The organism is Polaromonas sp. YR568 (genome assembly GCF_900116715.1).
Taxonomy (GTDB): Bacteria; Pseudomonadota; Gammaproteobacteria; order Burkholderiales; family Burkholderiaceae_C; genus Polaromonas.
Genome location: NZ_FPBM01000001.1, coordinates 147,996 through 159,633, shown reverse-complemented (window position 1 = coordinate 159,633; position 11,638 = coordinate 147,996). Strand labels below are relative to the sequence as shown.

Below are 11,638 nucleotides of genomic sequence, written 5' to 3'. Positions count from 1 at the left end.
ATCCGGGCTGTATGGAAACAACTTTGAACGACTGCTCAGGGAACGACGATGCCTTCTGAAACATCCGAACTGGTTTTGCCTCAGGCGCTGGAAGAGGCGCGCGAAGCCGCGCAGCAAGCTGGCTTGCCCTATGCCGGCGGTGTGCCGCCACAACTCGCATGGCAGCTTTTTTCGTCGGGCGAGGCCTTGCTGGTCGACGTGCGCTCGGGTGAAGAGCGCAAGTTTGTCGGCCATGTGCCCGGCAGCCTTCATGTGGCCTGGGCCACCGGCACGGCGCTGACGCGCAACCCGCGCTTTGTGCGTGAGCTTGAAGCCAAGGTGGGCGGCAAGGAGGCCGTGGTGCTTTTGCTGTGCCGCAGCGGCAAGCGCTCGGCGCTGGCGGCAGAGGCGGCAGCCAAGGCCGGTTTCACGCAGGTCTACAACGTGCTCGAAGGCTTTGAAGGCGAGATCGATGCGCAGCAGCATCGCGGTGTGGCCGACGGCTGGCGCTTCCGGGGCCTGCCCTGGGAACAGGACTGAGGGAGGTTGCCATGGCGGTGTTTGATGTCAACCAGATTGTGGGCGACCTGCATGCGGTGCGGTGCCAGTGGCGTGAATCGCAAAAGCGTTCACGTGAGCCGGGTGGGCGCGAGTTTCCTTCGCGTGACGCGCTGGCCCAGGTGATCGAAGCGCTCAAGGGCGCACTCTTTCCGATGCGGCTGGGCCCGCCTGACTTGCGCCAGGAGAGTGAAGACTTTTACGTTGGCCATACGCTGGACTCGGCCCTGCACGGGCTGCTTGCGCAGGTGCGGCTGGAGCTGACCTACAGCGCGCGCCACCAGGGCCGGGGCGATGCCGATATCGAAACAGAAGCGCTGCTGGCCGCGCGCAGCTTTGCCGGCGCCTTGCCCGGCATCCGCCAGTTGCTGGACAGCGATGTGCTGGCCGCCTACAACGGCGACCCCGCCGCCCGCAGCGTTGACGAAGTGCTGCTGTGCTACCCGGGCGTGCTGGCAATGATCCACCACCGCCTGGCGCACCAGCTCTATAAGCTGGGCCTGCCGCTGCTGGCGCGCATTGCGGCCGAGCTGTCGCATTCACAGACCGGCATAGACATTCATCCGGGTGCCCAGATCGGCCCCGGCTTTTTTATCGACCACGGCACGGGCGTTGTGATCGGCGAGACCGCCGTGATCGGCCAGCGTGTGCGCCTCTACCAGGCCGTCACGCTAGGCGCCAAACGTTTTCCGAAAGACCTGGAGGGCAAGCTGCAAAAAGGCCTGCCGCGCCACCCCATTGTGGAAGACGACGTGGTGATCTACGCTGGTGCCACCATCCTGGGCCGGGTCACCTTGGGCAAGGGGGCGGTGATAGGCGGCAATGTGTGGATCACTTATGACGTGCCGGCAGGCGGCAATGTCACGCAGGCCGTCTCGCGCGACTCGGCCGGTGTGGAGGCCGCAGCGCAAACACTCGGGAGCGCACTGATATGACGGCGCTGGTTGAAAGCTTCGGCATCGCGGTGCGCCAGTCGCGCGAGGCTCAGGGCTGGTCGCAGGAAGGGCTGGCCGAACGCTCGGACCTCAACCGCTCCTATGTGGGCGAGATCGAGCGGGGCAGGGCGATTGCTTCGCTGGTCACGGTCGAAAAACTCGCGGTGGCGCTGGGCATGTCGCCCTCGTCGCTGGTCACGCGCGGTGAGGCCATCAGCCAGGCCAATCTGGTGCGCGGCATCAACTTGATGGCTATAGCATGTTGAAGCCTGCCCACTGGCCCACGACACTGCAGCCCATTGATTTTTCTTTGTAGCTTTGTTTTTTCCAACGAGGGAGTTTTTCTATGTCGGCAACAGTGGGCGGAACCACCGCACTCGGCGATAACGCCGCGCGGCAACTAGCCAATGCAACCAAAACCACAGCGCAACTCGAGACCATCTCGCCGCGCTGGCTGACCCACCTGCTGCAATGGGTGCCTGTCGAGGCCGGTATCTACCGCCTCAACAAGGTCAAGAACCCGGAGTCGATCAAGGTCAAATGCACCGCACGCGAAGAAGAAAACCAGCTGCCGCGCACCTTTGTCGACTACGAGGAAGCGCCGCGCGAATTTTTCCTCAACGCCGTCAGCACCGTGCTGGACGTGCACACCCGCATCTCCGACCTCTACAGCAGCCCGCACGACCAGATCAAGGAACAACTGCGCCTGACGATAGAGACCATCAAGGAAAACCAGGAAAGCGAGCTCATCAACAACCCGGACTACGGCCTGCTGGCGCAAGTCACGGACGAGCAGCGCATCTTCCCGCTGACCGGCGCGCCCACGCCCGACGACCTGGACGAGCTGCTGACCAAGGTCTGGAAGGAACCCGCCTTCTTCCTCACGCACCCGCTGGCCATTGCCGCCTTTGGCCGTGAAGCCACGCGCCGCGGCACGCCGCCGCCCACGGTCAGCCTCTTCGGCTCGCAGTTCATCACCTGGCGCGGCATTCCGCTGATCCCTTCGAACAAGGTACCGGTGGCTGACGGCAAGAGCAAGATTTTGCTGCTGCGTGTGGGCGACAAGCGCCAGGGCGTGGTCGGTTTGTTCCAGCCGGGCCTACCCGGCGAACAAAGCCCGGGCCTGTCGGTGCGCTTCATGGGCATCAACAACCATGCGATCTCGTCTTACCTGATCTCGCTGTATTGCTCGCTCGCGGTGCTGACCACCGATGCGCTGGCGGTGCTAGACGACGTCGAGATCGGCAAATACCACGACTACCCCGATACCTATAAATAAAGCGCGGTGAACATGCTCGCTTCCACTCCCCAGGCCGTGCAGCCTGAGTCGCCTATCGATACGGCATTGCTGTCACGCATGGCCACCGCCTTGTTTGCGGCCTTGCCGGGCGAGGCGCCCACGCTGCCCGCATCGCCCGTGCCGGGCGTGCAGGGGCCTTTGCACCTGGCGCCGCCGGGCTCGCCCCTGGCCAGCCCCGCGGGCTTTGGCCCAGGCGTTCCGGGCACGCCGATCCCGCAAGGGCAGATTCCCGGCAGCAACCTGATTCCGGCATCACCGGCGCAACTGCCTTCGCTGGCCAACCGGGCACCGGCCTTGCTGCCGCATGCGGCGGCCGGCAACGGTGTGCCCGACACGGCTGTCAGCGTGTTGCCTGCGTATGAGCCGCGCATTGGCGGCGCTGCAGTGGGCGTGCCAGAAGCTGCCGCGGCTGCGCAGCCGCCTACGGGCGCCGCGCCCTACTATTTCCTCGGTGATCGGCATGGCCAGCCCAGCGCGGACGGGCGCGATGCCGGCCTCGATGGCCTGGCGAGCTTGCCTTTCAGCCAGCCCGGCGTGCCGTCCGTTTATGGGCCCGCGCAAGCGGCGCAGCCCCCAGAAGCCGCACCCACCGAGCCGAAGTTCTACTTCGTTGATTCAGTGGTGCTGCCCACGGGCTACGTCACGCCCGCCAAACCCGCGCCGCACGCCACCGTGCCGCTGGCAGGCCAGTCGGCGCATCCGGCGTTTGATGTGCATGCGGTGCGCCGCGACTTTCCCATCCTGCAGGAGCGCGTCAATGGCCGGCAGCTGGTGTGGTTCGACAACGCCGCGACCACGCACAAGCCGCAGTCCGTCATAGACCGGATTTCGCATTTCTACGAGCACGAGAACTCCAACATCCACCGCGCGGCGCATGAGCTGGCCGCGCGCGCCACCGACGCCTATGAAGGCGCTCGCGAGCGGGTGAAGAAGTTCATCAACGCGCCTGACGTGAATGAAGTGATCTTTGTGCGCGGCACCACCGAGGCCATCAACCTGGTGGCCAAAAGCTGGGGCGGCCAGCACGTAGGCGAGGGCGACGAGATCATCGTCAGCAACCTGGAGCACCACGCCAACATCGTGCCGTGGCAGCAGCTCGCCGCCGCCAAGGGCGCCAAGCTGCGCGTGATCCCGGTCGACGATTCGGGCCAGGTGCTGCTGGACGAATACCGCAAGCTGCTGAACGACCGCACCAAGATCGTGGCCGTCACGCAGGTCTCCAACGCGCTGGGTACCGTGGTGCCTGTGAAAGAGATTGTCGAGATGGCGCACCGCGCCGGCGCCAAGGCGCTGGTGGACGGCGCGCAGTCGGTCTCGCACATGCGGGTGGACGTGCAGGCGCTGGGCGCGGACTTCTTTGTTTTCTCGGGCCACAAGGTCTTTGGCCCCACCGGCATCGGCGTGGTCTGGGGCAGGCGCGAGGTGCTGGAAGACATGCCGCCCTGGCAGGGCGGCGGCAACATGATTGCCGATGTCACGTTTGAAAAAACCGTGTTCCAGCCGATTCCCAACAAGTTCGAAGCCGGCACCGGCAACATCGCCGATGCGGTGGGCCTGGGCGCTGCCATCGACTATGTGAACCGCATCGGCATTGAAAACATCGCACGTTATGAACACGATCTGCTGGTCTACGGCATGCAGCAGCTTGGCGCCATCCCGGGTGTACGCCTGATCGGCACCGCGGCCGACAAGGCCAGCGTGATGTCGTTTGTGCTGGCGGGCTACAGCACCGAAGAAGTCGGCCATGCGCTCAATGAAGAGGGCATTGCCGTGCGCACAGGCCACCATTGCGCGCAACCGATCCTGCGGCGCTTTGGGGTCGAGACCACGGTGCGGCCGTCGCTGGCCTTCTACAACACTTTTGACGAGATAGACCGGCTGGTCGCGGTCGTCAAGCGGCTGGCGGGGCAGCGGCGCGCGGGGTGAGGGGCAGAGAGCAGGGAAGATGGGGTGTAAAGGTCGGTTAGCTTGCCGTCCTACAGCAGGGTTTTCGAAAATGCCTTACATATGAGGTCTGGCATTTTTCTTTCGCCTTTCTTCCCTTCACTTCCTCTCTTCCCCTTTTCCCCTTCCATCTTTTCTGGAGAACCCCATGGCCCAATACAACATCGCCGTCATCGTCGGCAGCATCCGCAAGGACTCGTTCAACAAAAAGCTCGCCAGGGCGCTTGAAAAGCTGTTCCCCGCGGATTTCAGCTTCACCCATGTGCGCATTGACGACCTGCCACCCTACAACCAGGACGACGACGCGAATCAGGCCGCTTCAGTCCTCCGGCTTAAAGGCGAGATCAACGCGGCGCAGGGCCTGCTGTTTGCCACGCCTGAATACAACCGCTCGATTCCCGGCGTGCTGAAAAACGCCATCGACCATGCGTCGCGCCCCTATGGCCAAAGCGCCTGGAACGGCAAGCCGGCAGGCGTGATCGGCGCGTCCGTCGGCCCCATCGGCACGGCACTGTCGCAGCAGCACCTGCGCAATATCCTGGCTTACCTGAATGCGCCCACGCTGGGACAGCCCGAGGCCTTCATCCACAACAAGGAAGGCCTGTATGACGCCGACGGCAATATCGGCGAGGCGAGCCGCAAGTTTTTGCAAGGCTGGGTCGACGCCTATGTGGACTGGGTCAAAAAACACGCCTGAGCAGCGCCAGATACAAAAGCAGGTATTTGAGGCGAGGCTTTAGCCAGGGCCAGTTAAAGGGCCTTGGTGGTGCTTTATGCCTGCCGATGACATGTCAGGTTTGCCCGTAAGAACGGTACCAGGCAGCTACTCAATTTAATAGTGTTGAATGTCGTCGAAATTTGACCCAGTTAGAACTGAAATTTCCATCCAGACCTGACCCACCTAAGTCCTCCCACGCCTCACAAAGAGAGTGGGTCAAAATTTAATGAAACGATTGGGTCAAGTTTCAGCGCAATTCAACACTGCTGGAGACTTGTGGTTCTACATATCATTTGATCGCGCACGCTATAAAAGTGGCGTCAATCGTTCCGACATGGTTGCGCGGGTGGTTTTTTCATTCCAAACGATCCAATCTGCGTCTGCGTATGTGGTTAGTCAATTTCCAGAGCTGAAGAACGTTATTGGCGATATCGCTAACAACGGACAGGCCGCATTGGTCGAATTGCCGGCGGAGCAGGCGAGTCTGTGATGCTTATGCACCTGTCTCGCTAGTTTTGGAGGCACGGGGAGTCCGGAAGTGATATCAGCTAGAAACAGCAAAGCCCGCGCTTGCGGGCTTTTTGCTGTGCGCTCTTGGGAGCCTGTCGTGGAGCTTAGGCAGCCAAAGCAGCCTTGTCCTGGTTGGCGGAGGGCCGTGTGTGCGTCACGATTTCGATTTCAGCGGAAGCCAGGGCCGCTGCCTTGGCGGCTTCGCCCATGGCCAGGCCTTCGGCGCGCACAAAGCGCACGTCGGTGATGCCGAAGAAACCGAACACCACCTTCAGGTAGCTCTCTTGATGCTCCATGGCGGTAGCGGCTTCGCTGGTCGAATACACACCGCCGCGGGCGGAAGCCACTATCACCGTCTTGCCGCCGGCCAGGCCCACGGGGCCTTTGTCGGTGTACTTGAAGGTGCGGCCGACTTGTGCGATGCGGTCGATCCAGGCCTTGAGCTGGCTGGGGATGGCGAAGTTGTACAGCGGTGCGCCCACCACGATCACGTCGGCGGCCAGGAATTGCGTTACCAGGGCTTCAGACACGGCGTTTTCGCGTTTTTGAGCATCGCTCAGCACGGCGTCGGCAGGCATGCGAAAACCCAGCGATTCGGCTGACAGGTGGGTGGGGGTGTTGACGGCCAGGTCCAGGTAGCTGACTTCGGTGCCGGGGTTGGCGGCGCGCCAGGAGGCCACGATCTGGGCGGTGAGCTGGCGGGAAACCGAGTTGCCGCCAAGAATGCTGGAGTCGACGTGAAGAAGCTTGGTCATGATGGAAATCCTTAGAAAGTTGGTTTGTGAATCAGGTTGTTAGGCCGTGTTCACCATGAATCGCAGCCATGGATAGATTGTGCGGATGGTGTGAGTGTTTGATAAGTCGGCAAAGATGTGACTTATCGTTCTACTGATGAGACAATAGAGGCTGGAAAATCCTGTTTTGAGCCCCAGAAAGGAAGCCGCGCCATGCAAGACCTCAACGACATGCTGTATTTCGCCGAAGTGGTGGAGCGGGGCGGTTTTGCCGCCGCCGGCCGGGCGCTGGGCCTGCCCAAGTCGCGCCTGTCGCGCCGCGTGGCCGAACTGGAGACGCGCCTGGGCGTGCGCCTTTTGCAGCGCACCACCCGCAAGCTCTCGTTGACGGAAGTCGGCGAGATCTATTTACGCCACTGCAACGCCATGCGCGACGAAGCCATGGCGGCATCCGAAGCCGTGGCGCAGATGCAGGTCGAGCCGCGCGGCACGCTGCGCATCACCTGCCCGGTCACGCTGGCGCAGAGTTCCATGGGCTACCTGGTGCCGCGCTTCCTGGAGATGTACCCGCACGTGCGCGTCGACATGCGCGTGACCAACCGCGTGATCGACCTGGTGGAAGAGGGCATAGACATCGCGCTGCGCGTGCGGCCCACACTGGAAGACAGCGGCAGCCTGGTGGTCAAGAACCTGGGCGTGAGCTCCGGCCGCCTGCTGGCCAGCCCGGCGTTGCTGCAGCGCCAGGGCATGCCCGAAAAACCCGAAGACCTGCTCAAGCTCGACACGGTGGCCATGTCCTGGAGCGACGGGCGCTCATCCTGGCGGCTGCTCGGCCCCGACGGAAAAGAGTTTGTGCTGCAGCACCAGCCGCGCTATGTCGCCGACGATTTGCAAACCCTCAAGCTCGCGGTGCTGGCCGGCACCGGCATGAGTTTCATCCCCGACTCCATGAGCGGAGCCGAGCGGCAGGCCCAGTTACTGGTGCCGGTGCTGCCGGGCTGGTCGCTGCCTTCCGGTGTGGCCCATGCCGTGTTCCCCTCGCGGCGCGGACAGGTGCCGGCGGTGAGGAGTTTTCTGGACTTTATTGGGGAGCGGATGAATGGGGATGGTTTGGTTTGATTTTTTGTTTGTGCTTTTTGCTGAGGGTGGCCGGCCGGGGGGTGCTCGGCGGCAAGTCGGCTTGTCGATGACCGCTGGCCGGGAGTGGCCCGGCGGCCAGTAACTTTCTTTTGCTTCGCCAAAAGAAAGTCACCAAAGAAAAGGCGACCCGCAGTCTGGGTCCCTACGCTGCGCTTCGGGCAACCTGCGGTGCTCGAGCCAAGCGGGGTCAAAAACAACTCGCTTCGCTCAAACAAGTTTTTGCCCTGATCCGCTTGTCTCTGCGCTCCTCGGCCCAGCCAGGACGGGGCAATCGGGAACGGGAACGGGAACGGGGACAAATACCAAAGACAAAAAACCAACAAGGACTCGCCATGGCGAGTCCTTGTTTCTTCTGGTATTCAGTATTGGTATTAGGCTGTTCGGTATTTCCTCTCCCCACCCCTTCTGGCTGCGCCGAGGAGCGGAGGTCCAGACGGATAAGGGCAAAAACTTGTTTGAGCCGCAGGCGAGTTGTTTTTGACCCCGTCTGGACCGAGCACCGCAGGTTGCCCCGGAGCGAAGCGCAGGGGACGCAGACAGTAGGGTCGCCTTTTCTTTGCTTACTTTCTTTTGGCGAAGCAAAAGAAAGTGAGTTGCATGCCGGGCAACCCCCGGCCAGCAAGCCTCAGCAAAAAGCACAAAGGCCAAGCAAGAACAGGCCAAAACCCCCTCGCCCACAGCCAGCAATAAATTCAACAGCTAACGCCCCACTCCGCCTGCGCCGGAAGCAGAAGGCAAAGAAGGCAAATCCACCATCACAGGCTGCCCAGGCGCCGTGCACCCGGTGTCGCAGCACTTCCCGGGCTGCCGGTTCCGCGTAATGGCCCGGTCAGGGTCATGCGCAACCCCCCGTTCCAGAATCCGCTCGACCAGCTCTACCTTGGACCCTACCGGGTAGTTACGGTAGATCTCCTGCTTCATTGCTGCGGGGGAGCCGCCGCCGTGCAGGCTGATGACGCTGTACCAGCCGCCCTGGTAGCCGGCTGTGAGGTCTTCGATGAAGCGGGCGGTTTCTATGCGCTGCTCATACGGCACGTCGGGGTTGGCGCGCAGCACTTCGGAGAGTTTGGCGCCGGTTTCGGGGTTGTGGTCTTCGTCGGGGCCGGGCAGGGTGACGATCAGGCCGCCGCTGACGTAGTGGGCGATGCGGTGCATGTCATAAATCTTGGTGGCCAGCAGCAGCTTGCCGATGTTGCTGAACACCGCGTCGGGCACAAAAGTCTTGCTGTGTTCGTCGGCCTTGCCGTAGACGCTGGCGGCCACGCCGCAGGCGTAAAAGCTTTCGGTGATGGTGATGAGCTCTACCATCTGCTCGCGCAGGTGGGTTTCCTTGCCCGGGTCAAAGCCGTTGGCCTCGCACATCAGCGCGCCGGCGCCAATCAGCAAGTCGCCAAAACCCGCGCGTGCGCCTATGCAGGTGTGGCGGTGGTGGGTGGCGTAGCTGTAGGTGAGGTGGCCGGAGTGTTCCCAGGTGCCGTTGCCGCCGTCGTAAAACACGCTCTCCCAGGGTACGAACACCTTGTCGAACATCACCACGCCGGTGCTCTGGCCGTATTTGCGGCTGAAGAGCGCGGCGCCGTGCTCGACCTTCTCGCCGGGGCGGCCTGCCGGGCGGGCGATGATGGTGATGCCGGGCGCGTCGACCGGCACGGCGCAACAGACGGCGAAGTCGGCGTCTTCTTTGCCCATGTTGCGGCAGGGCATGACGAGGAACTCGTGCACGTAAGGCGCACCGGTCACGATGGCTTTGGTGCCCGAGATGACGATGCCTTTGGCGTTGCGCTCGACCACATGCACATAGCTGTCGACATTGGCCTGCTCGTGCGGGCGGCGGCTGCGGTCGCCTTTGGCGTCGGTCATGGCGACCGCCAGCGTCAAATCCTGGTCCTGCACGCGGTGCAGGTAGTTGAGGAAGCGGGCGGTGTGTTCGCTCCGGCCCTGGGCGTCGTCTATGCGCGCCGAGACCTGGCCGATGGCGTTGAGTGCGTCGTGCGTGAGGTAGCGCTGGGCGCAGCCGGTTTCCTGGCAGACCAGGCGCACCGCCTCCAGCTTGTTGAGCAAATCGCCGCTGCTGGTGTTGATGTGGCTGAGGCGGTTGACCCGCTTGCCGCTGGTATGCTGCACCGCCGTCATCAGTGGGGCGTACTGGGCTTTCAGCGCATAGTCATAGGTCAGCGCGATCGCATTGATGCCGGGGCCAAAGCCGCGCTCATCGGCCACGTTGTCGACCTGCCGCCCGTCGAGGAAGACCCGGGGTTTGTAGCGGCGCAGCGACTCGCGAAAGTCATCGCCGGACATCAGGCTGGCGGCTGGGGCGGGGGCGTTCATGGCTGTCTCCTGTAGGGTTGGAAGAGATGGCTTGCGGGTGGCTGGTGGGGAAGTTTGAGGTGTCGTTTAAATATTTGAACATTGTTCAAAATTTAAAACAAGCGTTAATTTTCACCATTTTTTGGGGATTTTCAGGCTGACTTTGGGCTTACATTTGACCGATGCAAGCCCGAATAGACCGCCAGCTGGCCCAAAGCGACTCACGCCGCAAGGGGGTGCTGGACGCCGCCCGCGCGGTGTTTGAGCGCCTGGGCATTGAGGGTGCCAGCATCCGCGAGATCGCCAAAGAAGCCGGCTACACCGCCGGCGCCATCTATTCCTATTTTGAAAACAAAGAGGCGATTTACGGCGCCTTGCTGGCCGAGTCGCTGGAGCGGCTGAATGCCGTGGTCGATGCCGCCGGCGCCGATTGCACTGCGCCGGCCGACCTGCTGGAGGCCAAGGCCGATGCCTGGTTCGGCTTCTTCGCGGCCAACCCGCGCGACCTGGATTTGGGCTTTTACCTGGTGCAGGGCATGCGCCCGCGCGGGTTGACGGCCGAGCTGAACTTCCAGCTCAACGACCGCCTGCACGACGCCCTGCGGCCTTGCGAAGCGGCCCTGCAAGCCATGGGTTTGAACGCCGAGGAAGCCTTGCGCGAGAATACGGCCTTGTTCGCACACGGTGTCGGCCTTCTGCTGATGATGCACACAGGCCGTATCCGCATGTTCGGGCAAGACGCCACGCTGCTGTTTGAGGCCTACCTGATCAGTCTGGTAGAGCGCCTGCAGCGCACTCCACACGCTTAAAGGCCTGAACGCCCGAGCGCTTGAACGGGTGGTGGCGTGATCGCCTCACTGTTCTTGATTTTTTCCCAGGATTTCCCATGCTGCTCGATGCCGACGACTCCCAACTGGTGCTGGTGGACTACCAGTCCCGCCTCATGCCCTCCATCTTTGAAAGCAGTGTGGTGCTGGCCAATGCGCTGAGGCTGGCGCGCATCGCCAAACTGCTGGACGTGCCCGTGTGGGGCACCGCCGAAAACCCCGCATCGCTGGGCCCCAACGTGCCCGAGATACAAGCCGCTATCCAGGCGGCCGGCGGCAAGACGCTGGACAAGATGTCTTTCAGCGCCGTGGCCGACGGCCTGGGCGAGATGCTGCGTCCACCGGTGCGCAAAGTGCAGGCCGGCGGCAACGCCCGCAGCCTGCCCAAGCATTTGCAAAAGGCGGCGCCCGAACCGGAAGAGGGCAGAAGCACCATCGTCATCGCCGGCTGTGAAGCCCATGTCTGCCTGATGCAGACCGCGCTGGATCTGCTGGAAGACGAATTTGAAGTCTGGGTGGTGACGGATGCCTGCAGCTCACGCAGCGAACGCAACCGCGACGCGGCCTTCGACCGCCTGGCCGGCAACGGCGCCGAGCTGGTGACGACCGAGATGGTGGCGTTTGAGTGGCTGCGCACGGCCGAGCATGAGGCTTTCAAGGATGTGCTGGGCTTGGTGAAGTAGCGC

At 62.7% G+C, this 11,638-nt stretch carries 12 protein-coding genes; 10 read left to right on the top strand and 2 right to left on the bottom strand.

What is annotated here, in order from left to right:
- Positions 1 to 48: 48 nt before the first annotated feature.
- The 7 genes from BM408_RS00710 (at position 49) to BM408_RS00680 (ending at position 5,924) form a co-directional block, all read left to right on the top strand.
- Positions 49 to 519: a rhodanese-like domain-containing protein gene (locus BM408_RS00710; RefSeq protein ID WP_092125936.1), complete on the top strand. Its 471-nt coding sequence runs from the start codon at positions 49 to 51 to the stop codon at positions 517 to 519.
- Between the two features lie 11 nt (positions 520 to 530).
- Complete coding sequence (gene epsC, locus BM408_RS00705) at positions 531 to 1,472, top strand: serine O-acetyltransferase EpsC (protein WP_092125934.1); 942 nt, start codon at positions 531 to 533, stop codon at positions 1,470 to 1,472.
- Entirely contained in the window at positions 1,469 to 1,738 is a 270-nt protein-coding gene (locus BM408_RS00700; protein WP_092125932.1) for a helix-turn-helix domain-containing protein, read from the top strand. Before epsC ends, BM408_RS00700 begins: the two co-directional genes overlap by 4 nt.
- Before the next feature lie 80 nt (positions 1,739 to 1,818).
- On the top strand, positions 1,819 to 2,751 hold the full coding sequence (locus tag BM408_RS00695; RefSeq protein ID WP_092125930.1) for a family 2A encapsulin nanocompartment shell protein: 933 nt from the start codon (positions 1,819 to 1,821) through the stop codon (positions 2,749 to 2,751).
- A gap of 12 nt (positions 2,752 to 2,763) precedes the next feature.
- Positions 2,764 to 4,698 carry a family 2A encapsulin nanocompartment cargo protein cysteine desulfurase gene (locus BM408_RS00690; protein WP_092125928.1) on the top strand — a complete coding sequence of 645 codons (1,935 nt, stop codon included), beginning with the start codon at positions 2,764 to 2,766 and terminating at the stop codon, positions 4,696 to 4,698.
- 166 nt (positions 4,699 to 4,864) lie between these two features.
- Positions 4,865 to 5,413, top strand: coding sequence for an NADPH-dependent FMN reductase (locus tag BM408_RS00685; protein ID WP_092125926.1), 549 nt, complete (start codon positions 4,865 to 4,867; stop codon positions 5,411 to 5,413).
- A 247-nt stretch (positions 5,414 to 5,660) separates the two neighbouring features.
- Entirely contained in the window at positions 5,661 to 5,924 is a 264-nt protein-coding gene (locus tag BM408_RS00680) for a hypothetical protein (protein WP_092125924.1), read from the top strand.
- Positions 5,925 to 6,048: 124 nt separating this feature from the next.
- On the opposite strand, the gene BM408_RS00675 is transcribed toward BM408_RS00680, so the two are convergent.
- Positions 6,049 to 6,699: an FMN-dependent NADH-azoreductase gene (locus BM408_RS00675; RefSeq protein ID WP_092125922.1), complete on the bottom strand. Its 651-nt coding sequence runs from the start codon at positions 6,697 to 6,699 to the stop codon at positions 6,049 to 6,051.
- 192 nt (positions 6,700 to 6,891) lie between these two features.
- Here BM408_RS00675 and BM408_RS00670 point away from each other — a divergent pair, with 192 nt between their 5' ends.
- The gene (locus BM408_RS00670; RefSeq protein WP_092125920.1) at positions 6,892 to 7,797 is read left to right on the top strand and encodes a LysR substrate-binding domain-containing protein; all 906 of its coding nucleotides are present in this window, start codon (positions 6,892 to 6,894) and stop codon (positions 7,795 to 7,797) included.
- Positions 7,798 to 8,517: 720 nt separating this feature from the next.
- Here BM408_RS00670 and BM408_RS00665 read toward each other — a convergent pair.
- Positions 8,518 to 10,146 (bottom strand): 4-hydroxyphenylacetate 3-hydroxylase family protein, encoded by a 1,629-nt coding sequence (locus BM408_RS00665; protein WP_092125918.1) that lies wholly within the window; start codon positions 10,144 to 10,146, stop codon positions 8,518 to 8,520.
- Positions 10,147 to 10,307: 161 nt separating this feature from the next.
- Here BM408_RS00665 and BM408_RS00660 point away from each other — a divergent pair, with 161 nt between their 5' ends.
- Both BM408_RS00660 and BM408_RS00655 read left to right on the top strand, forming a co-directional pair.
- A complete protein-coding gene (locus tag BM408_RS00660) occupies positions 10,308 to 10,934 on the top strand; it encodes a TetR/AcrR family transcriptional regulator (protein WP_092125916.1) in 627 nt (208 codons plus the stop codon).
- A 77-nt stretch (positions 10,935 to 11,011) separates the two neighbouring features.
- A complete protein-coding gene (locus tag BM408_RS00655) occupies positions 11,012 to 11,635 on the top strand; it encodes an isochorismatase family protein (RefSeq protein ID WP_092125914.1) in 624 nt (207 codons plus the stop codon).
- Positions 11,636 to 11,638 lie beyond the last annotated feature (3 nt).

What these genes read in the sequence shown, in the direction of transcription:
- BM408_RS00710 (WP_092125936.1), top strand. Translation starts at nt 49, where the DNA reads ATGCCTTCTGAAACATCCGAACTGGTTTTGCCTCAGGCGCTGGAAGAG.
- epsC (WP_092125934.1), top strand. Translation starts at nt 531, where the DNA reads ATGGCGGTGTTTGATGTCAACCAGATTGTGGGCGACCTGCATGCGGTG.
- BM408_RS00700 (WP_092125932.1), top strand. Translation starts at nt 1,469, where the DNA reads ATGACGGCGCTGGTTGAAAGCTTCGGCATCGCGGTGCGCCAGTCGCGC.
- BM408_RS00695 (WP_092125930.1), top strand. Translation starts at nt 1,819, where the DNA reads ATGTCGGCAACAGTGGGCGGAACCACCGCACTCGGCGATAACGCCGCG.
- BM408_RS00690 (WP_092125928.1), top strand. Translation starts at nt 2,764, where the DNA reads ATGCTCGCTTCCACTCCCCAGGCCGTGCAGCCTGAGTCGCCTATCGAT.
- BM408_RS00685 (WP_092125926.1), top strand. Translation starts at nt 4,865, where the DNA reads ATGGCCCAATACAACATCGCCGTCATCGTCGGCAGCATCCGCAAGGAC.
- BM408_RS00680 (WP_092125924.1), top strand. Translation starts at nt 5,661, where the DNA reads ATGAAACGATTGGGTCAAGTTTCAGCGCAATTCAACACTGCTGGAGAC.
- BM408_RS00675 (WP_092125922.1), bottom strand. Translation starts at nt 6,699, where the DNA reads ATGACCAAGCTTCTTCACGTCGACTCCAGCATTCTTGGCGGCAACTCG.
- BM408_RS00670 (WP_092125920.1), top strand. Translation starts at nt 6,892, where the DNA reads ATGCAAGACCTCAACGACATGCTGTATTTCGCCGAAGTGGTGGAGCGG.
- BM408_RS00665 (WP_092125918.1), bottom strand. Translation starts at nt 10,146, where the DNA reads ATGAACGCCCCCGCCCCAGCCGCCAGCCTGATGTCCGGCGATGACTTT.
- BM408_RS00660 (WP_092125916.1), top strand. Translation starts at nt 10,308, where the DNA reads ATGCAAGCCCGAATAGACCGCCAGCTGGCCCAAAGCGACTCACGCCGC.
- BM408_RS00655 (WP_092125914.1), top strand. Translation starts at nt 11,012, where the DNA reads ATGCTGCTCGATGCCGACGACTCCCAACTGGTGCTGGTGGACTACCAG.